Source organism: Streptococcus mitis (assembly GCF_905187535.1).
GTDB classification, from domain to species: Bacteria; Bacillota; Bacilli; order Lactobacillales; family Streptococcaceae; genus Streptococcus; species Streptococcus mitis_BS.
In genome coordinates this window covers 32887-52692 of the sequence record NZ_CAJJIE010000005.1, presented here as the reverse complement: position 1 = coordinate 52692, position 19806 = coordinate 32887, and the positions used below count along the sequence as shown (strand labels likewise).

Genomic DNA, 19806 nt, shown 5'->3' with positions numbered 1-19806 from the left:
GACCTAATGAGAGCTGAGTATAAAACTCAATTTCAGAAGAAAAAGAAATAAATCTTTCCAAAATAAAATGCATATTACCAAGGTTCTCAACACCTGATAATATGCGTTTTTATGATTTTAAAGAGACTGGATACCCAGCCTCTTTTTTTAATTAATCACCAAGTCCTAGACGTTCAAAGATATCATCCACTCGTTTAGTGTAATAAACTGGGTTAAAGATTTCATCGATTTCTTCTTGAGTGAGGCGAGAAGTTACCTCTGGATCTGCTTCAAGAAGTGGTTTAAAGTCTACTTGATTGTCCCAAGAGTAGGCTGTTTTTGGTTGTACCAAGTCATAGGCTTGCTCACGGGTCATTCCTTTTTCAATCAAGGTCAACATAGCACGTTGACTGAAAATCAAACCAAAAGTCGAGTTCATGTTGCGGATCATGTTTTCTGGGAAGACTGTCAAATTCTTGACAATATTTCCAAAACGGTTGAGCATGTAGTCAATCAAAATAGTCGTATCTGGTGTAATGATGCGCTCAGCTGATGAGTGAGAGATATCACGTTCGTGCCAGAGAGCTACGTTCTCATAGGCAGTAATCATGTGACCACGGATAACACGCGCTAGACCTGTCATGTTCTCAGAACCGATAGGGTTGCGTTTGTGAGGCATTGCAGATGAACCTTTTTGCCCTTTAGCAAAGAATTCTTCCACTTCACGTTGTTCTGATTTTTGCAAACCACGAATCTCAGTCGCCATACGTTCGATAGAAGTCGCAATGCTAGCAAGAACTGCAAAGTACTCAGCGTGAAGGTCACGAGGAAGCACCTGTGTAGAGATTTCTTGGGCACGAATACCCAGTTTATCGCAGACATATTGCTCAACGAATGGTGGGATGTTGGCAAAGTTCCCAACCGCACCAGAAATCTTACCAGCTTCCACACCAGCAGCCGCATGCTCGAAACGCTCGATGTTGCGCTTCATTTCGCTGTACCAAGTCGCCAATTTCAGACCAAAGGTTGTAGGCTCAGCGTGCACACCGTGGGTACGCCCCATCATGATGGTAAACTTGTGCTCCTTAGCCTTATCAGCGATGATGTTGGTGAAGTTTTCAAGGTCACGACGGATGATGTCGTTGGCCTGCTTGTAAAGATAACCGTAGGCCGTATCCACCACGTCGGTAGAAGTCAAACCATAGTGGACCCACTTACGCTCTTCACCAAGCGTCTCAGAAACTGCACGCGTGAAAGCCACCACATCGTGACGCGTCTCCTGCTCAATCTCCAAAATACGGTCGATGTCAAAGTCCGCTTTTTCACGAATCAAAGCTACATCTTCCTTAGGGATTTCCCCCAACTCAGCCCATGCCTCGTCAGCCAAGATTTCCACCTCAAGCCAAGCACGGTATTTATTTTCTTCACTCCAAATATTCGCCATCTCAGGGCGAGAGTAACGGTCGATCATGTTGTTAATTTTTCCTTTCTTCTTAAACTGCTGGGAATAAGCTATCTAGGTAAAGCAAGATTTCTACTCAAACTCCTCTTTCCCAATAAACACAGATGGATAGTGTAGTAATTCATTGAGATCGGTATCCAATGGTAAATCATAAATTGCCAAATAGTTTTCAGGATATAGAGCAACTAGCTCTTCATATTTAGCCTTTACCTTTTCGTGATCACTACTAGCATACAAGACTTCAACGACTGCTCCAGTCTTATCCTTTTCAATAAATGCATTAACGATAATTTGTATCATAGACTTGTACTAAAAATCAATCCCTTTCCCAAATTCCTCCACCTCATCCGGCGCATCACTAAACAAAGTCACATGCCCCATCTTGCGGTTGTGCTTCGCTTCTATTTTACCATACATGTGGAGGTGGGCGCTTGGATTTTCTGTGACATATTTTTCAGCAGCCTCGACATGCTGGCCGAGAACATTGAGCATGACGGCTGGGGCATGTAGTTTGATGGCTGGCAATGGTGCTCCGAGAACACCTAGAATATGGGCATCAAACTGAGAGAAGTCACAGGCTTCGATTGAGTAGTGTCCTGAATTGTGTGGACGCGGGGCAATCTCGTTGACAATGATGTCATCAGCTGTCGCAAACATTTCCACACAAAGTGTTCCAGACAAGTTGAGTTGCTCAGCGATTCTCACTGCCATAGCTTTGGCCTTGTCTGCTAAACTCTCAGAAATGCGAGCTGGCACAATGGTCTTAGATAGAATGTTGTTACGGTGGACATTTTCCTGAACTGGGAAGACTGTCACATCCTTGCTATTTCCTGAGACGATAACAGAAATTTCAAGGTCAAAATTAACAAATTCTTCCAAGACACAGTCAGCTGAATCTGCTAGTTCATAGGCTTCTTCCAAGTCTGCTTCTGAGCGAATGACCTTTTGCCCATGCCCATCGTAGCCACCAGTCGCAGTCTTGAGGACATAGTTTTTGGACAGATCAATCTCCGCCAAGTCTTGGCTAGAATTCACAACCTTGTATGGTGCTACAGTGACTTGAGCCTTATTTGAGAGAAAGTCCTTTTCAAAAATCCGATTTTGGGAAATGCGAAGCAGGTCTGTCCCTTGAGGGAGTTGTCCATCCTTGATGACAGCATCCAAACCATCGGCGTCGACATTTTCAAATTCATAGGTAAGAACATCACAGCGCTCCGCCAACTGACGAAGAGCATCCACATCGTTATAAGGAGCCACGATGATTTCCGCCACGCGAGAGGCCGGGCAATCTGCAGCAGGATCCAGCGCGATAACCTTGTGGCCCATGTAGATAGCAGAAATGGCCATCATTTGACCCAGCTGGCCGCCACCGATAATTCCGATTGTTTTAGATGAGCTCATTTGTCGACTCCTCTGCGATTTTTCCTTGTTCTTCTGCAAAATCTGCCAAAGCTGTCGCGATAGCCTGATCTTCTGCTGAAAGGAGACGAAGGGCAAAGAGGGCAGCGTTTGTCGCTCCTGCTTCACCGATAGCCATTGTCGCAACAGGTACGCCACCCGGCATCTGTACGATAGAGTAAAGCGAGTCCACACCACTAAGGGCACGCGATTTTACGGGCACACCAATGACTGGAAGGGTTGTTTTAGCTGCGACCATCCCTGGCAAATGAGCTGCGCCACCTGCACCTGCGATGATGATCTTGATACCACGACTACGCGCTTCTTCGGCATGCTTGAACATGAGAGCAGGTGTGCGATGGGCAGAGACAACCTTCTTCTCGTAGGCTACACCGAAGCGGTCTAGGACTTCTGCTGTTTTTTTCATGGTTGCCCAGTCGGATTTTGAGCCCATGATGATGGAAATAATTGGTTTGGTCATGATTTTCCTTTTCTTTCCTTTCTTTTTTCAATCACCTTAGGTTGTGAGGGACGGCAGCAGCCACCAAAGGTGTCTCATGCCTAAATCGGAAGCCCAAGGTCTTCCAATTTCCCTGAACAATTGTATTGTCATTCAATCGTTCTTGCACAACAGCGGTGATTGTTCTATATTAGCTCGCTAACGCTCGCAAATCAAACGACTATTAACGTACTTGACGACTGCATCGCTTTTTCTTATACCTTTATCGAATAGCTTTACTTCCGATATCTTTTCGGTAAAAGAGGCCTTCTGTTTTTTGTTGGGCGAGTTCTTGGTAGATGGTGTCTTGAGTTTCTTTGACAGTATCTGCTGTGGTGACGAGCATATAGACACGTCCGCCGTTTGATAACAGTGCTCTGCTATTTTCCGCAAACTTAGCCCCTGCATAATAGGTGATAATGTCACCTTCTGTCTTGGCTGGTAACTTGACACCTTTTTCATAGTCTAGCGGATAACCGTTAGATGCGACAACCACACCCAGAGTCACACCCTTGTCCGTCCAGGTGATGTTTGGCTCCTTGCCATCGAGGATATCCGTAATATTTTGGGCAAAATCAGAGGTTAATCGAGGTAGAATAATCTGAGTTTCAGGATCTCCAAAGCGAGCATTAAACTCGATAACCTTAGGTCCATCAGCTGTCAAGATAAGCCCTGCGTAAAGAACTCCCAGATATGGACGCCCTTCTTGGATCATGCCCTCTAGGACTGGCTTGACAATAGTCTCCACTGCTGTGTCAATCACGCTCTGTGGCAAGTGTGGAACTGGCGCATAGGCACCCATACCACCCGTGTTAGGCCCTTTGTCGCCATCATAGGCACGTTTGTGGTCCTGAGCCGTTGGCATGATGTAGAACTTATCACCATTGACAAAGGCAAAAAGTGAAAATTCCTCTCCGTCGAGGAATTCCTCAATAACCACACGCGCACCTGAGTCCCCAAATTTATTGTCCAAAAGCATCTCATGAGTGGTTTCGACTGCTTGCTCAACCGTCTCCGCAACAACGACACCTTTCCCAAGCGCCAAGCCATCCGCCTTGACTACGATAGGCGCACCCTGCTTTTCGATATAGGCCTTGGCTTCCTCGAAATCTGAGAACGTGCCATAGGCTGCTGTCGGAACGCCGTATTTGACCATGATTTCCTTGGCAAAATCCTTGGACCACTCCAGCTCAGCTGCCAATCTTGTCGGACCAAAGGCTTTGAGACCAGTTGCATGGAAATCATCCACGATACCAGTCGCAAGGGCATCATCTGGACCAATAAAGGTCCAAGCAATATCGTTGGTTTTTGCAAACTCAATCAATTTAGAATGTTCGGAAATAGAGATATTTACCAACTCCAAACCATCCAGAGTCATCCCGTCATTCCCGGGAGCTACAAAGACTTTTTCAACGTCTTTTGACTCAAGCAACTTCTTAGCAATGGCATGTTCACGACCACCCGATCCGACAACTAACAGCTTCATCTCACAACCTCTTTTGCGAATTATTTACTAACATTATATCACAAACGTTCGTTTTAATCTTGTTTCACTCCACGTTTTTACGCAAAAAAAAAGGAAAGAAACTGTTTTCTTTCCTTTACATTCTTAATGTCTAAAATGTCTCACGCCTGTGAAGACCATGGTCAGGCCGTATTTATCCGCAGCTTCGATAGACTCTTGGTCACGGACAGATCCACCAGGCTGGATGATTGCTTTAATACCTGCTTTGGCGATTTCTTCCACGTTATCCGCAAATGGGAAGAAGGCATCGGAAGCGAGAACAGCACCATCAAGACGGTCTTTAGCTTGATCAATGGCGATACGAACAGAGGCCACACGATTAGTTTGACCTGGGCCAACGCCAAGTGTCATGTGGTCATTGGTCACGATAATACCGTTTGATTTGACGTACTTGATAGCCTTCCAAGCGAACTCAAGAGCTGTCGCTTCTGTCTCAGTTGGCTGGCGTTTGGTCACCACTTGCCAGTCAGCTGGGCTTTCTTTGACCACATCTTGATTTTGCACAAGAAGTCCACCGACAACACCTGTGTATTCCACTTCCACTTCGCTCGCTTCTTGAGCATCAAATGGCAAGGCAAGGATACGCAAGTTTTTCTTTTTATTGGTCAAAATAGCTAGCGCCTCATCCGTATAGCTTGGCGCGATGATGATTTCAAGGAAAACACCATGCATCTTTTCAGCTGTCGCAGCATCCACCTCACGGTTAAGAACAACGATACCACCAAAGATAGACACTGGGTCAGACTCATAAGCGTAGTCCCAAGCAGTCTCGATGTCATCAGCCTGACCGATTCCACATGGGTTCATGTGTTTGAGAGCCACAACGGTTGGACGGTCTTTGAAATCACGGATGATACGAATGGCAGCGTCAGCATCACGGATGTTATTGAATGATAATTCTTTCCCGTTAAGCTGTTTTGTTGAAGCAATGGAGTAATCAGTCGGCAAAGCTTTTTGATAGAAATCCGCATCTTGTTGAGGGTTTTCACCGTAACGCATAGCTTGTTTGAGGTCATAGGTCAAAGTGAGCTTTTCAGGTTTGCTTTCTCCGACTTGAGCTGTGAAATACTCTGCAATCAAGGCATCATAAGCTGCTGTGTGACGGAAAACCTTGGCCGCCAAACGTTGGCGAGTTTCATAAGTAGTTTCTCCATTTGCTGACAATTCGTCCAAAACCACAGCGTAGTCAGCAGGATCTACCACAACCGTTACACTGGCATGATTTTTAGCTGCAGAACGAAGCATAGATGGCCCACCGATATCGATATTCTCAACCGCATCTGCATAGGTCACGCCTGGCTTGAGAATCGTTTCCTTGAAAGGATAGAGATTAACTACTACAAGGTCGATGAGCTCGATTTGATTGTCCTTGGCTACTTCCAAGTGGCTATCGAGATCACGACGAGCCAAGAGCCCACCATGGATATTTGGATGAAGGGTCTTGACACGACCATCCATCATCTCTGGAAAACCAGTCACATCATCGATAGCAATGGTGTTCACCCCAGCATTATCAAGGGCAACCTTGGTCCCACCTGTTGAGATGATGTCCCAACCAAGTTTTTTGAGTTCTTGGGCAAATTCAACAATGCCCGCTTTGTCTGAGACGCTGATTAAGGCGCGTTTAGTCATGTTTGTTCCTTTCATTTTAAAACTCTCTACCTACGCATTTTTAGATTCATAAAGTATAGGAAGACGATTACCAAGACTCCCAAAATTACTGTCAGTAAAAATCTCCCCCAATAGGGAATCTCTGGGAAGAAAAAATTTACTAGTAAACGTAGAATGATTGCCAAGGTAATCAAGGCAAGTGTTTCCAACCATTTTTTCATTTAATTGTCCAACAATTCTCTAATAACTTCCGGATACAACTTGTACTCTGCCTCATGGATGCGAGCTTCAAAACTATCAATGGTATCATCAGCTAACCGTGGCACACGGACTTGTTTGATGATCTTACCAGTGTCCACACCAGAATCTACCCAGTGAATGGTCACACCAGACTGATCCACGTCAGCATTCCAAGCATCCTCAATTCCATGAGCTCCTGGAAATTCTGGCAGGTAGGCTGGATGGATATTGATGATTCGACCTTCATAAGCCGACAATAAAGTTGGCCCAACGATTTTCATGTATCCTGCTAGACAAACCAAGGCAATCTGGTGTTCTTCCAAGAGTTCGACAAGGGCCGCTTCATAGTCTGCCTTGCTCTCAAACTCCTTGAGTTCAAAAGCATAGGACAGAACGCCGAGCTTGTCTGCACGTTCGAGCACATAGGCATCACGATGATCTGAAAAGACAAACTCCACTGGAAATTGTTCGGCAATCACCTGAAAATTTGAGCCATTACCCGAGGCAAAAACTGCTATTTTTTTCATTTGATGATGACACTTTCGTTTTCTTTCTTGACGATACGACCAATTTCATAGACTGGTTCATCCAACAATTCCTTGACACGACTTACATTTTCAGGGCTAACTGCCAGCATAAGCCCCACACCCATATTGAAGATTTCAAACATTTCCTCATGTTTGATCTGACCGTATTTTTCAAGGGCTTTGAAAATTGGAAGCACGGGAACCTTGTCTTCTTCAATCTCAGCAGCCAAGTCAGCTGCAAACATACGAGGGACATTTTCGATAAAGCCACCACCAGTGATGTGGGCAATACCGTTGACTAACTCTTCCTTGATGAGTGGCAAAACAGCCTTGACATAGATACGAGTCGGCTCAAGAAGAACTTCCTTGAGTTGCTTGCCTTCCAATTCTGGCAAGACTTCCTCACCTGTGTAGTCGGTAAAAACACGACGCACGAGTGAGAAACCATTTGAGTGAATACCACTCGAAGCAAGCCCGAGAAGGACATCACCTTCAGCTACTTTTGAACCGTCTATGATTTGAGATTTTTCAGCTACGCCGACTGCAAAACCAGCCAAGTCGTAGTCATCTTCACCATACATACCAGGCATTTCAGCTGTTTCCCCACCGATGAGGGCAGCGCCTGCCTGCACACAACCTTCTGCCACACCAGCAACCACTTGTTCTAGCTTAGCTGGTTCATTCTTGCCAGTTGCGACGTAGTCAAGGAAATAGAGGGGCTCCGCACCTGCAGCAATGATATCATTGACACACATGGCCACACAGTCCTGACCGATGGTATCGTGCTTGTCGTACTTGATAGCCAGCATGAGTTTGGTTCCGACACCGTCAGTTCCTGAAATCAAGACAGGTTCTTTAACCCCAGTCTTTGAAAGGTCAAACATACCACCAAAGCCACCCAGAGCTCCCATGACACCTGCACGCTCCGTACGAGCCACGTGCTTTTTAATCCGTTCAACAACTTCATAACCCGCTTCAACATCCACACCAGATTGAGCGTACGCATTTTTATTTGCCATTTTATTTTTCCTTTTCTTTTTTTGGGAAAGACTGCGACGTATTTTTAGATAAACAATTATTTTATCTAAAAATACTAGTCAGGTCTCTAGCTTTTGTCCCATAGGAGAAAGCCTCTACTGACAAATGCTTTAGTTTTTAGTCAGTAGTGAGACGTGGGGCATAAGCATTTTTATATTCCTTTTCTTTAATGGAGGATCTATTGTCTATTTGTAAAAACTGGTCTTTTCTTCCAAACTTCGACGATAGTCTTCTTCATAGTCGTAGAGAGGTGTTGGGTAGTCACCGTCAAAGTAAGCGACACAGAGACCACCATTTGGCGCATCCGTTTCAATACCAATTGAATCAATCAACCCCTCAACAGAAAGATAAGTCAGACTGTCCGCCCCAATGATTTGACGCGTTTCTTCGACCGTATGATTAGCCGCAATCAGCTCCTGACGGGTCTGGATATCAATCCCGTAGAAGCACGGATAAGCTAGCGCTGGACTACCAATGGCAACGTGAACTTCAGTCGCACCTGCTTCTTTCAAGAGCTGAACGATCCGACGAGAGGTTGTTCCGCGTACAATAGAGTCATCAATCATAACCACACGCTTGCCTTTTACAACACCAGAAACAGCAGATAGTTTCATCCGCACCCCTTGCTCCCGCAATTCTTGAGTCGGTTGGATAAAGGTACGTTGGGTGTATTGGTTCTTGATGAGGCCCATTTCATTTGGTAGCCCGGACTCTTCCGCAAATCCCATAGCTGCGCTGAGAGAAGAATTAGGTACACCGACCACAATATCCGCCTCATGCTTGAATTCACGCGCCAATTGCGCACCCATACGTTTACGTGCCGTATGGACATTGACACCGTGGATATTAGAATCAGGGCGAGCAAAGTAGATATACTCCATAGAGCAAATCGCTAACTGAGTATCATCTGTATAGCTGTCATACTGGATACCCTTGTCATCAATGATCACAATCTCACCTGGCTTCAAATCACGAATCCACTCAGCACCAATGACTTCAAAAGCGCAGGTTTCAGAGGAAACAACCACCGCTCCATTGGCCATTTTCCCGATAGAAAGAGGACGGAAACCATTAGGATCAAGGGCAGCAATCAACTTGTCTTCAAATAGCAAGATATAGGCAAAACCACCTTTGACAAGACTGAGTGCTTCCTTTATTTTGCCCATCAGGCTAGGATTGTGACTGCGACGAATGAGGTGAGCCAAGATTTCCGAGTCCGAAGTCGCGCTGAAAATCGCGCCTCTTTGTTCCAATTCTTTCTTGAGGGAGGCTGCATTGGTCAGATTCCCATTATGAGCCAAGCCAAACTGCATATCATGAAAACGGAAGAGGAAGGGCTGGATATTATCTACAGAAGCTTCGCCAGCAGTCGCGTAACGCACGTGACCAATCGCACCAGTTCCTGTCAATTTATCCAAATTAGCAGGATTTCTGAAGACTTCTGATAAAAGTCCCATGTCACGATGGCGCTTCAGTTGTCCTTGATCATTGGAGAGAATTCCTGCCCCCTCTTGACCACGGTGCTGAAGACTGTGGAGTCCAAAATAGGTCAATTTAGCAGCATCTGGATGTCCCCAGATACCGAAAACACCACATTCTTCATTAAGAGATTTTACTTCGTATGTCATTTTATATACCTAATTTTTATTTGTGTAGCACCAAGAGCTAAATCTACATGACTTTTACATTACTGATATTGTCTACTGGAAAAACCACAAATCTTATTTTCCAGTGAAATATTTAACCGCTGACGCGAACAGGTGCTGGTCTTTATTTCCTGGGATGTTTTGGAAGAGACCGTCTTCATAACGTTCTGAATGACCCATCTTACCGATGATTTGACCGTTCTTGCTAGTAATTCCTTCGATGGCATTTACAGAACCATTCGGATTGTACTTAGAATCCATACTTGGTTTGCCGTCAAAGTCAACGTATTGGCTGAAAATTTGTCCATTGTCACGGAGCTCTGCAAATTCCTCAGCCGTCACGACAAACTTCCCTTCACCGTGCGAAACAGGAATAGCATGGATATCACCCACTTGCACACCAGCTAACCATGGCGAGTTGGTATTGGCAATCCGAGTTTCCACCATCTTGGCCACGTGCTGGTTGGCATCATTGTAGAAGAGGGTTGGGCTAGTACTAGTGGCTTCTTCAAAGTTACCATATGGAAGAAGACCTGATTTGACAAGAGCCTGGAATCCATTACAGATACCGATAATCAAGCCACCACGAGCGATAAAGCTATCAATCGCTACACGCACTTTTTCATTGAGCAGGATGTTGACGATAAACTTGGCTGAACCATCCGGCTCGTCCGCAGCCGAGAATCCACCTGCAAAGAAGAGAATGTTTGCCTTGCCTATATTGTCAACCATAGTTTCAACTGACTTGACAATGGCTTCTTCATTCAAGGTCACGAATGGCACCAAGTTAATTTCTGCACCTTCTTTTTCGAAGGCCTTAGCTGAATCATATTCTGAGTTGGTTCCTGGGAAGACTGGGATGTAAACCACAGGTTTTTCAACCTTTTCTTTTCCTTTGATGATTACATCAGAAGTTACAGCTGGAACTTCTTCCAGTTCTTTAGCTTGGGCAAATTCAGTTGGATAAACTTCTTCTAGTTTTCCTTGGAAGGCACTGTCAAGCTTGTGTCCATCTAGCTTCACACCGTTGACAAGGAGTGTAAAGTCTGCACTTGTTTGACCAATTTTCTCTACTCCAGCGATTTCTTCAGGAGATGTGAAGACAAATCCGCCTAATTGAGCTGTTAAAGCCGTTTCAAGTTCAGGCAGGCTTACTTCTGCACCGATATGGTTCCCAAAGGTAGCAAGGGCCAAGCTTTCAAGCACACCACCGTATTTGACAGCTGATGCAGATGTTACTTTGTGGCCAGCTTGAATAGCTTCAAACTGAGCAAAGTTAGACTTAATCAAGTCAAAATCAATCTCTGCAGAGAGGGCTTGACCTGGTATGTAATAGATGTTTTCACCAGCAGTCTTGAACTCTGGAGAGAGTACCTTACGGCTATCTGCCGTCGTCACTCCAAAGGCTACCAAGGTTGGTGGTACGGTCAATTCTTCAAAGGTCCCAGACATAGAGTCCTTACCACCGATAGATGGCAAGCCAAGTTGGATTTGTGCTTCGATAGAACCTAGAAGAGCTGCTACTGGCTGACCAAAACGCTCAGCTTGTTTGTCCATGCGCTCGAAATACTCTTGGTATGAGAAACGAGCCTTAGACCAGTTTGCACCAGCAGCAACCAAACGAGCAGTCGCTTCGATAACCGCATAGGCAGCACCGTGGTATGGAGACCATTCTGCCACATATGGATTGAATCCTTGAGCCATGACTGATGCAGTATGAGTCACACCGTGCTGAACTGGCAATTTTTGCACAGAAGCCTCAGTTGGTGTGAGTTGGTAACGACCACCAAGTGGGTGATTAACCGTTGAGCGTCCAACAGAGCAGTCAAAGATAGTCTGTAATCCTTTTTGACTCGCATGGTTGAGGTCAGATAGAACCGTAAGGGTATCTGCTTCAAGTGTGTCAGCAGATGTTTGACGTTCTTCTGGGAGTGTGACATCCTTGTCCACAACCTTAGCATCGACGACCACACGCACACCATTGGTGTCAAGGAAACGACGTTCCAAGTCGACAATGGTTTCACCATTCCAGTGCATGACTAGATTTGGTTTTTCAGTTACTGTCGCAACCACAACAGCATCAATATTCTCTTTGTTACATTCAGCAACGAAGGCATCTACATCCTCAGGACGAACTACCACAGCCATCCGTTCTTGAGATTCAGAGATAGCAATTTCTGTACCGTTCAAGCCTTGGTATTTAAGAGGAACCTTATTGAGGTCGATTTCAAGACCGTCTGCCAATTCACCGATGGCTACACAGACTCCACCTGCACCAAAGTCGTTGGATTTCTTGATGAGACGAGTGACAGCGCCATTGCGGAAAAGACGTTGAATCTTGCGTTCTTCGATGGCATTCCCCTTTTGAACCTCAGCTCCAGCTGTTTCAACCGATTCAACTGTTTGAATCTTAGAAGAACCTGTCGCACCACCAACACCATCACGTCCAGTCTTACCACCGAGCAGGATAATGACATCCCCCGCTTCCGGTTTTTCACGGACTACATTTTCCTTAGGAGCAGCACCGACAACGGCACCCAACTCCATACGCTTAGCAACGAAGCCTGGGTGGAAGTATTCACGAACATAGGTCGTCGCAAGCCCAATCTGATTACCATATGAAGAATAACCATGAGCCGCTGTTTTAGAAATGACTTGTTGTGGCAATTTCCCAGTACGCGTTTCCGAAATCGGTGCGGTAATATCTCCAGCACCCGAGATACGCATGGCTTGGTAAACATATGAGCGACCTGATAATGGGTCACGAATAGCACCACCGATACAAGTAGCAGCTCCACCAAATGGCTCAATTTCCGTTGGGTGGTTGTGAGTTTCATTTTTGAACATAAGGAGCCAAGGTTCCTTGACACCATCAACATCCACTTCAATTTCAACAGAGCAGGCATTGATTTCGTCTGACACCTCCATATCGTCCAAACGACCATTAGCACGCTCATAACGACCAAAAATAGTCGCCATATCCATCAAGGTTTGTGGCTTTTCAGACCGACCTAGTTCCTCACGCATGGCAATATACTTGTCATAGGTTGACTGCAATTGTTTTTGGAATTTAGAAGCTGAAAAATCAATGTTTTTCAACTCAGTCTCGAATGTTGTGTGACGGCAGTGGTCAGACCAATAAGTGTCCAAAACCTTGAGCTCTGTTTCCGTTGGCACGCGCCCGATTGACTTGAAATAGTCTTGAATAAAGAGCAAATCATCCACTTCCATAGCCATCCCTTGCTCGGTCTTGTAGCGGGCAAAGTCTTCTGCTGTATAGCTTTCAAAGAAAGTCAATTTGGGAATAGTCTTGTCTGACTCTGAAAATTCCTGCTTGGCAATCCCATTCGTGATGTCCTTGAAACGAGAATCAACTGGATTGAGCAAATAGTTCTTGACCGCTTCTAACTCAGTCGCATCAATATCTTTATTGACCAAGTAAAGTTGAGCGGTATTGACTGTTACATCACTCGAACTTCCCAGCAAAAGCAAGGCTTCCTGTGAAGAAGCTGCACGCTGATCAAATTGACCAGGCAGGCTTTCAATGGCAAAGAAAGCATAGTTGTCCAGATCCGCCTGCACAGTCGATTCGTCCAATACATGGTCTGTCACCTGCTCAGAGAAGATGTGTTTCTCTGCAGGTACAAACAAGTCCTCTGCCAAATCAAAGACATCATAAACCTGCACGATGCGAATACTTTTCAAAGTTGACAATCCCAAATTATGCTGGAGTTCTCTAACTAAACTCTCTGACTTGACCTGAAAATCAGCCTTTTTCTCAACAAAAATACGTTTATCCATCAATTCTTATTCCTTTATTTCAGCTCTTGCAATATTCCCAAACGACCTCTAGGTTGTTATTTCAACTCCTGCAACTTTTCCCAGACAATCTCGTAAACGTCTGTCAGTTCTCCCAATCCCCTACGGAGTGAAAAGGTCTGGGGGACCTTTTCAGCCTGAGTCCTTTTAGTTGAGAGACGAAGGTTTTCCGTTGCAAACAGATTATTTCAAACCTTGCAACTTCTCCCAGACAACTTCATAAACATCGGTTAATTCACCTAGTCCCCTACGGAAAACATCCTTGTCCATGTGGTTGCCATCTGCATCCCACAAACGGCAGTTATCTGGTGAAAATTCATCTGCTAAGATAATCTTGCCATCCTTGTCAAAACCGAACTCTAGCTTAAAGTCAATCAACTTAAGACCAATCTCAGCAAACCAAGCCTTCAAGAGTTCATTGATACGACGCGTTTCTTCCTTCAAGTAGGCAATCTGCTGATCATCCGCAATCTGTAGGAATTTCACATGCTCGTCATTGATAAATGGATCATCCAAATCATCATTTTTATAGTAAAATTCGACAATCGGAGTCTCCAAGACGATTCCTTCATCAACGCCAAAACGTTTTGAAAAAGAACCAGCCGTATAGTTGCGAAGCACGACTTCCAAAGGAATAATTTCAACCTTTTTATTGAGTTGTTCTGTATCTGAAAGTTTCTCCACAAAGTGAGTCGCCACACCAGCCGCATTTAATTTCTCAAAAATAAAAGATGAAATCTGATTATTCAACACTCCCTTACCCGCAATCTGCTCCTTCTTGACACCATTGAAAGCAGTCGCCTGGTCCTTGTAAGTTGAAATAATAAGATTTTCATCCTCAGTTGTATAGATATCTTTAGCTTTTCCCGAATAGATCAATTGTTTTGACATTTTAAAGTTCGCCTTTCGTATTACTTGAGCACATTCTACCATAAAAAACCTAAAATTACAAGAATTTAACCGAATAAATGACGTAGCAACCTTAGAAATCATAAAGAAAAAACTGCAAGAAGAATCTTTCTCACAGTTTTAAAATCATTTAACTCTAAAAACACGAACATTATTCTTTGTTCAAAAATTGATCCAAATAATAACGTAGGTAACTTTTCTTGCCCGTAATCATCTGCAGACGACCTTCCACCCCGTACCGAAGTTTTTCTGCCTGCTCAGCAGTCAGATCGGTTTCCGCTTCGATTTTAAAGAAATTCCCTTTCTCAGTCTTAGTAGCTGTCGCATCAATACTTGTAATCGTAGAATCCAAGAAAACTTGATTCTTGGTATCATGAGTCGTCGTATAACGAACAGAGTCCCCAATCTTGACTCTTGCTACATCTTTTGAACTAAGATAGGCTGTAAGTTTGGCTTTCCCTTCTTTTTCCAAGGACGGATAGAGTTGGGCTAGTAGGGCACCTTCTGCTACCATGGTAGAATCACTAGTCTCAGGATTAAGGTGAAGCACCCCATCCTCACTCGCCGTAATTTTCCCCTTATCTAGAAGATTTCCCTGCACCTTCTTGCCTGACTCTGCCTCCAAGATTTTCTGGGCTAGAAGGGTCAATTCCTGACCAACCTTAGCCAAGTGTTGGGATTGAAGAGACTCCAATTGACTGCTTAAGCCTGATGCGTAGGCTTGCTGGGTACCTGAACCTGCATACTGGACGCGGTAAGTAGCAAGACTAGATTCTAACTGAGAAAGCTGCGCTTCAACCTGCGCAACAGCCTGAGCCTTAGCTTGCGGATTTTCCTCCCCCTGAGACTTATAGGACTGGTAGAGAGAGTAAGCTAGATTCTGACTGGCCAAGGAAGCGCCTGTTTCAATAGCTGACTTAGCTGTCTGGTAATCGTGAATTTTAGCCTCTGTTTGGCTGATGAGGTTGCCGATTTCGGCTTGGGTTTGGCTAGCTGCTGCATTCTGGGACGCGATGGTCTCGTTTTGTTGCGATGTACTAGCCCTAAGACTGCCTGCTTGACTGATGTAGTCGCGAAAGGTGGCTTGGTAGCCAAACTTATCCTCCTCTGGAAAGTAATCCGTCCCTTCTTGCAGGCTCTTTTGCAAATACTCCAATTGCTTTTTTTGATCCTTGAGCATGTCCAACTGACTGGCATAAGCCTCCGCTTGAACACCTTCTGCCCCTTCCTGATATTGAACCAGAAGATCCCCTTTCTTAACCAGCTTATTTTCTTCCAAATGATTGACAAGAATGCGATTGTTGCTGGTTGACTGGATATTTGCAAGGATACGACTGGGCTCAACAGTAGCTCTAGTAGACAAACTCATCTCCTTCTCTGCCAAAGTTGCAAAGCCAAGCAAAAATACGAGCAGAAGGGACATGGGTACAATCACCCGACTGGAAAAATTATGGTAACGACGATTATAAAACTCCGCACTTTCTAAAAATTCTGGTTTCATCCTCTCCTCTTTCTAGCTATTCACCAAATGGGCGTAAAAACCACCTTGTGCAAGCAAAGCAGCATGCTTTCCTTCTTCGACAATCTTGCCCTGATCCAAGACAACAACCTTCTCTGTCCGCTCAGCAATGGTCAAACGGTGAGCAATGAAAATCAAGGTTTTATCTAAAGCCATGAGATTATCGACAATTCGCTTCTCTGTCAAAATATCCAAACTGCTGGTCGCCTCATCTAAAATCAAGACAGGTGCATCTGTCAAGAGAGCACGCGCCAGAGCGATTCTTTGACGTTGTCCACCTGAAATCCCTGCCCCATCCGAAGTCAATTCTGTCTGGTAATTCAGGGGCATGCGCTCGATATCTTCTCGAATCTCTGCCAACTCAACCGCCCGTAAGATATCTTCCTGAGTCGTCCCCTCCTTGGCTCCAAGGAGAAGATTTTCCAAAATCGTTCCGTTAAAGACATAGGGCTGTTGAGGCAGGTAGTTGATATACTGGCGCAAGGCTTTTTTATCAATCTGATTGAGATTGACACCACCCAGACTAATCTCTCCCTGACTTGGATCGTAAAAATTAACCATCATTTTAGCCAAAGTCGTCTTACCTGACCCTGAAATCCCCACAAAAGCCACCTTAGACCCTTGGGGAACGGTTAAATTGATGTCTGACAAGACGTCTCGACCATAGCCATACTTGTAGGAAACCTGTTTGAAGGTCATCTCTCCCTTCATCAAACTCAAATCCTCAACCGTTTTCTTCTCCTCAAACTCCGAAGCTACCAGATACACTTCATTTAGACGGTTATTAGCAACCTGCGCTGTTTGAAGCTTGGTTTGCAGGTTGATGATATTTTCCAGAGGATTTGTAAAGTAAACCAGTAAGGTATTATAGGTAATCAACTGCCCCAAACTCATCTTGCCATCCATGACCAGAACAGCTCCCATCCAGAGAATACCGACATTGAGCAAGAGATGGGCAACTTTTTTCAGAGCCTTTTGTTGACTCTCTGCCCGACTATAGGTAAAGGATTTTTTCAGATAATCCACAAATTCCTTGTCAATCTTTTGGTAACGCTGACTTTCACTGGTCAAAGACTTGATAGTCTCAATACCGTTGATGTCCTCGATGATAGAAGAAGACAGAACCGCATTGGCTTCCATGGTATCCCGATTCATCTTTTCAAACGGCTTCATAAAGGCAAAGATAATCACTGTATAGATAGGAAGTGCCAATAAGGTCATGAAAAAGAGATTGGTATTTTGTGAAAATAAAACAAGAGAAATAATGACAATCGTTGACACATCTAGGAAAATCGAAAGAATGGTCGAAGCCAGCGCGTCAATGATACTGTTAGCATCTGTAAAACGAGACACGATTTCCCCTGTTCTGCGTGTCGCAAAGAAAGACATAGGCAGGTGAAAAACATGCTTGATATAGGACAAAATCACATCAATCGACAAGCGTTGCCCCAAAACAAGCAAGAGATACTCCTGAGCGTAAGACAAGATCTGCTGGAGAATATAGACAATGACCAGCCCAATAGAAATAATCCCCAGCGTCGAACGCATCTGATCTGGCACATAGGTATCAATGATAGACTGCAGATAATAAGAACCCACAATGTTAATCAAGGTTACCAAGAGTGTTGCCAAAACGATATTGGCAATCAAGCCATGCTGCTTCACTAATATAGGGATAAAAGAGAGCAGGCCATTCTTTTGATCCTTATGAGGCTTGTAGTCTGGACTAGGTGCCATAAACAGAGTCACTCCCGTCCATTCTTCCGCAAAACGCTCACGTGGCAGTTTGGTCAATTTCACTCCAGGATCTGGATCAGCAATATGAATGCTATCCTTATCCTGCCCAGTTACCACATAGTAGTGGAGCAATTTCCCTTCCTTAAGCACATGGGCAACAAAAGGAAAGGTCAAATCTGGCAAGTCAAAGAGCGTCATATCCGCCTTAATAGCTCGCGTCTCAAAACCAATCTCCTCTGCCACCTTGACCAAGCCCAAAGCCGTCGTCCCATCCATGGTCGTCTTGGCCAATTCTCGTAAGTGAGCCAAAGAATAATAGCTACCATAGTAGCCAAAAACCATGGCTAATGAAGCTACACCGCAGTCCATCTGATCCACCTGCGGACGATAGTGACGTTTCCCAAATTTCATATTCTTCTCCTTTTTCCTAAACTCATCTGATAACAACTATCTTACCCCAAACACCAAACAAAAACTGGACTTCCTTCCCAAATGCGCCTATCTACCTCCCAAATGCACTTTTGGGATTAAAAAATAGGCAGAACAAATGCCCTACCTAAAATATATATTTATTTCTTTTTCTTCCTAATTCTTTTGTCAATCATATATAAAACGATAATCGAAAACAGCGGTGGTACAATATAACTCTTTTCACTCATTGTCAGCTGAAATCCCAGAATTGCTAGTATCTTAAAGATGAAAATATTCATCAAAAATAGAAAAATAAATACTAAAAAATATTTTAAAACCTTCTTCATTCCTTTTCTTCAACTTTCCTAATTTCTACGCCTATTTTATCAAAAATACATGTAAAACTCCAAATAAACAGCTCAACTACATTTTTTTGGCAAAAAATAGGCAGAACAAACGTCCTACCTACTAAAAATATGATATGAAAGGAAAGTGATGTTTTACTGACACCCTAGGCAAGCTTGGGACAAATAAATCATTGATAACAACATTTACGACATCCTATTTATTACTTCAATTTCTAATGTCCCTACTATTTCTAAGCCACCTTTGGTATGATCTATTCCTAGTCAGAATAGATAACACCGTTCTAAATTACGATTCATAGTTACTCCTTTTTTTTGATTCATTACTATAAGACACCTATTCCCTATAGAGCGTCTATTGCTTCAAATTTATCGATTATTTTTTTCTTTACTTCTGTATAAAAGAATGAAGGCCATCATAAATAATGCAACCGTGGGTATATTAAAATTATCAAACCAAGTAGGTAAAGATACTTTATTCATATCAGCTACTAATCTGATGATTATATAAGACATTGAACTAAGTAATACCATGATTTCAGGCAAAACTTTCAATACTGATTTAACGAATTTCATATTAAACTCCAATATGATGCATTCCTAACCATTTTCAGCGAAAACTAACAAGTCATTCTTAACCGCTCACTCTACTCGCTTTTTATTGACCTTATATCCTAGATAAAAGAGCCCAAATAAAACAGGGTAAATTTCTGGATAAAATAGGGTATTGATCGGATTTTTCAAAATCAAATACGTTGCGATGTAGATTATGAGCGATACGATAAAATACCCCTCAGCAAAACCTAATAAAAATGTTTTCATAATAGACTCCTATTTGTCTGACAAGAATGGCGGAAAAACTCTGCCCTTCACATGCACCAAATCCTTTTGATTCATGTTCTTCATTTATAGTTTTGATTATTTTTTGACAAATCTTTGCGAAAAATACCAAAATATGCTGAGAAAAGCAAACCAACCAAAGTCCATTGCCAATTAAAGGATACTAACGAACCTGTACGAATCACATGAAGCGCGACATTAAGAGTTATTCCCAAAAAAGGAAATATCGTGGCTAGTTTAGGTAACAATGTATTGAGATTAAGGTTGCGATTATTCATTAT

General features: G+C 43.7%; 19 protein-coding genes. All 19 read right to left on the bottom strand.

The features are described 5' to 3' along the window. Positions 1-151: 151 nt before the first annotated feature. Complete coding sequence (gene purB, locus JQ841_RS02350; RefSeq protein WP_033685256.1) at positions 152-1450, bottom strand: adenylosuccinate lyase; 1299 nt, start codon at positions 1448-1450, stop codon at positions 152-154. A 63-nt stretch (positions 1451-1513) separates the two neighbouring features. Continuing rightward, positions 1514-1741, bottom strand: coding sequence for a hypothetical protein (locus JQ841_RS02345; protein WP_000614686.1), 228 nt, complete (start codon positions 1739-1741; stop codon positions 1514-1516). A 9-nt stretch (positions 1742-1750) separates the two neighbouring features. Then, positions 1751-2842 carry a 5-(carboxyamino)imidazole ribonucleotide synthase gene (gene purK, locus JQ841_RS02340; protein WP_049502323.1) on the bottom strand — a complete coding sequence of 364 codons (1092 nt, stop codon included), beginning with the start codon at positions 2840-2842 and terminating at the stop codon, positions 1751-1753. Then, positions 2829-3320: a 5-(carboxyamino)imidazole ribonucleotide mutase gene (gene purE / locus JQ841_RS02335; protein WP_203180009.1), complete on the bottom strand. Its 492-nt coding sequence runs from the start codon at positions 3318-3320 to the stop codon at positions 2829-2831. The genes purK and purE overlap by 14 nt, the downstream gene beginning before the upstream one ends. Before the next feature lie 31 nt (positions 3321-3351). Next, the gene (locus JQ841_RS09840; RefSeq protein WP_078228439.1) at positions 3352-3468 is read right to left on the bottom strand and encodes a phosphoribosylaminoimidazole carboxylase; all 117 of its coding nucleotides are present in this window, start codon (positions 3466-3468) and stop codon (positions 3352-3354) included. A 93-nt stretch (positions 3469-3561) separates the two neighbouring features. Then, on the bottom strand, positions 3562-4824 hold the full coding sequence (gene purD / locus JQ841_RS02330) for a phosphoribosylamine--glycine ligase (RefSeq protein WP_203180008.1): 1263 nt from the start codon (positions 4822-4824) through the stop codon (positions 3562-3564). 123 nt (positions 4825-4947) lie between these two features. Continuing rightward, a complete protein-coding gene (purH, locus tag JQ841_RS02325; RefSeq protein ID WP_203180007.1) occupies positions 4948-6495 on the bottom strand; it encodes a bifunctional phosphoribosylaminoimidazolecarboxamide formyltransferase/IMP cyclohydrolase in 1548 nt (515 codons plus the stop codon). A 200-nt stretch (positions 6496-6695) separates the two neighbouring features. Next, a complete protein-coding gene (gene purN, locus JQ841_RS02320; protein WP_203180006.1) occupies positions 6696-7241 on the bottom strand; it encodes a phosphoribosylglycinamide formyltransferase in 546 nt (181 codons plus the stop codon). Beyond that, on the bottom strand, positions 7238-8260 hold the full coding sequence (purM, locus tag JQ841_RS02315) for a phosphoribosylformylglycinamidine cyclo-ligase (RefSeq protein ID WP_033685266.1): 1023 nt from the start codon (positions 8258-8260) through the stop codon (positions 7238-7240). Before purM ends, purN begins: the two co-directional genes overlap by 4 nt. A 204-nt stretch (positions 8261-8464) precedes the next feature. Then, positions 8465-9907: an amidophosphoribosyltransferase gene (gene purF / locus JQ841_RS02310; RefSeq protein ID WP_049552331.1), complete on the bottom strand. Its 1443-nt coding sequence runs from the start codon at positions 9905-9907 to the stop codon at positions 8465-8467. A 93-nt stretch (positions 9908-10000) separates the two neighbouring features. Beyond that, positions 10001-13726 carry a phosphoribosylformylglycinamidine synthase gene (locus tag JQ841_RS02305; protein WP_203180005.1) on the bottom strand — a complete coding sequence of 1242 codons (3726 nt, stop codon included), beginning with the start codon at positions 13724-13726 and terminating at the stop codon, positions 10001-10003. Positions 13727-13782: 56 nt separating this feature from the next. Beyond that, positions 13783-13926 carry a phosphoribosylaminoimidazolesuccinocarboxamide synthase gene (locus tag JQ841_RS10145; RefSeq protein ID WP_079211609.1) on the bottom strand — a complete coding sequence of 48 codons (144 nt, stop codon included), beginning with the start codon at positions 13924-13926 and terminating at the stop codon, positions 13783-13785. A gap of 1 nt (position 13927) precedes the next feature. Further along, complete coding sequence (purC, locus tag JQ841_RS02295) at positions 13928-14635, bottom strand: phosphoribosylaminoimidazolesuccinocarboxamide synthase (protein WP_203180004.1); 708 nt, start codon at positions 14633-14635, stop codon at positions 13928-13930. 169 nt (positions 14636-14804) lie between these two features. Beyond that, positions 14805-16154, bottom strand: a complete 1350-nt coding sequence (comB, locus tag JQ841_RS02290) for a competence pheromone export protein ComB (protein ID WP_203180003.1) — start codon at positions 16152-16154, stop codon at positions 14805-14807. Between the two features lie 12 nt (positions 16155-16166). Next, positions 16167-18320, bottom strand: coding sequence for a peptide cleavage/export ABC transporter ComA (comA, locus tag JQ841_RS02285; RefSeq protein ID WP_203180002.1), 2154 nt, complete (start codon positions 18318-18320; stop codon positions 16167-16169). A gap of 158 nt (positions 18321-18478) precedes the next feature. Then, the gene (locus tag JQ841_RS09830; RefSeq protein ID WP_238395582.1) at positions 18479-18667 is read right to left on the bottom strand and encodes a hypothetical protein; all 189 of its coding nucleotides are present in this window, start codon (positions 18665-18667) and stop codon (positions 18479-18481) included. Positions 18668-19054: 387 nt separating this feature from the next. Then, positions 19055-19261 carry a bacteriocin immunity protein gene (locus tag JQ841_RS02280; protein ID WP_203180001.1) on the bottom strand — a complete coding sequence of 69 codons (207 nt, stop codon included), beginning with the start codon at positions 19259-19261 and terminating at the stop codon, positions 19055-19057. A 66-nt stretch (positions 19262-19327) separates the two neighbouring features. Then, complete coding sequence (locus tag JQ841_RS02275) at positions 19328-19507, bottom strand: hypothetical protein (protein ID WP_203180000.1); 180 nt, start codon at positions 19505-19507, stop codon at positions 19328-19330. Positions 19508-19587: 80 nt separating this feature from the next. Then, a complete protein-coding gene (locus JQ841_RS09825; protein WP_238395581.1) occupies positions 19588-19803 on the bottom strand; it encodes a bacteriocin immunity protein in 216 nt (71 codons plus the stop codon). Between the last annotated feature and the right edge of the window lie 3 nt (positions 19804-19806).

Excerpts from the sequence above, each read along its gene's own strand:
- purF (WP_049552331.1), bottom strand. The coding sequence starts at position 9,907 with ATGACATACGAAGTAAAATCTCTTAATGAAGAATGTGGTGTTTTCGGT.
- JQ841_RS09830 (WP_238395582.1), bottom strand. The coding sequence starts at position 18,667 with ATGAAGAAGGTTTTAAAATATTTTTTAGTATTTATTTTTCTATTTTTG.
- comB (WP_203180003.1), bottom strand. The coding sequence starts at position 16,154 with ATGAAACCAGAATTTTTAGAAAGTGCGGAGTTTTATAATCGTCGTTAC.
- JQ841_RS02280 (WP_203180001.1), bottom strand. The coding sequence starts at position 19,261 with ATGAAATTCGTTAAATCAGTATTGAAAGTTTTGCCTGAAATCATGGTA.
- purE (WP_203180009.1), bottom strand. The coding sequence starts at position 3,320 with ATGACCAAACCAATTATTTCCATCATCATGGGCTCAAAATCCGACTGG.
- purK (WP_049502323.1), bottom strand. The coding sequence starts at position 2,842 with ATGAGCTCATCTAAAACAATCGGAATTATCGGTGGCGGCCAGCTGGGT.
- purD (WP_203180008.1), bottom strand. The coding sequence starts at position 4,824 with ATGAAGCTGTTAGTTGTCGGATCGGGTGGTCGTGAACATGCCATTGCT.
- purB (WP_033685256.1), bottom strand. The coding sequence starts at position 1,450 with ATGATCGACCGTTACTCTCGCCCTGAGATGGCGAATATTTGGAGTGAA.
- comA (WP_203180002.1), bottom strand. The coding sequence starts at position 18,320 with ATGAAATTTGGGAAACGTCACTATCGTCCGCAGGTGGATCAGATGGAC.
- JQ841_RS09825 (WP_238395581.1), bottom strand. The coding sequence starts at position 19,803 with ATGAATAATCGCAACCTTAATCTCAATACATTGTTACCTAAACTAGCC.
- purM (WP_033685266.1), bottom strand. The coding sequence starts at position 8,260 with ATGGCAAATAAAAATGCGTACGCTCAATCTGGTGTGGATGTTGAAGCG.
- JQ841_RS02305 (WP_203180005.1), bottom strand. The coding sequence starts at position 13,726 with ATGGATAAACGTATTTTTGTTGAGAAAAAGGCTGATTTTCAGGTCAAG.
- purH (WP_203180007.1), bottom strand. The coding sequence starts at position 6,495 with ATGACTAAACGCGCCTTAATCAGCGTCTCAGACAAAGCGGGCATTGTT.
- JQ841_RS02345 (WP_000614686.1), bottom strand. The coding sequence starts at position 1,741 with ATGATACAAATTATCGTTAATGCATTTATTGAAAAGGATAAGACTGGA.
- purN (WP_203180006.1), bottom strand. The coding sequence starts at position 7,241 with ATGAAAAAAATAGCAGTTTTTGCCTCGGGTAATGGCTCAAATTTTCAG.
- JQ841_RS02275 (WP_203180000.1), bottom strand. The coding sequence starts at position 19,507 with ATGAAAACATTTTTATTAGGTTTTGCTGAGGGGTATTTTATCGTATCG.
- purC (WP_203180004.1), bottom strand. The coding sequence starts at position 14,635 with ATGTCAAAACAATTGATCTATTCGGGAAAAGCTAAAGATATCTATACA.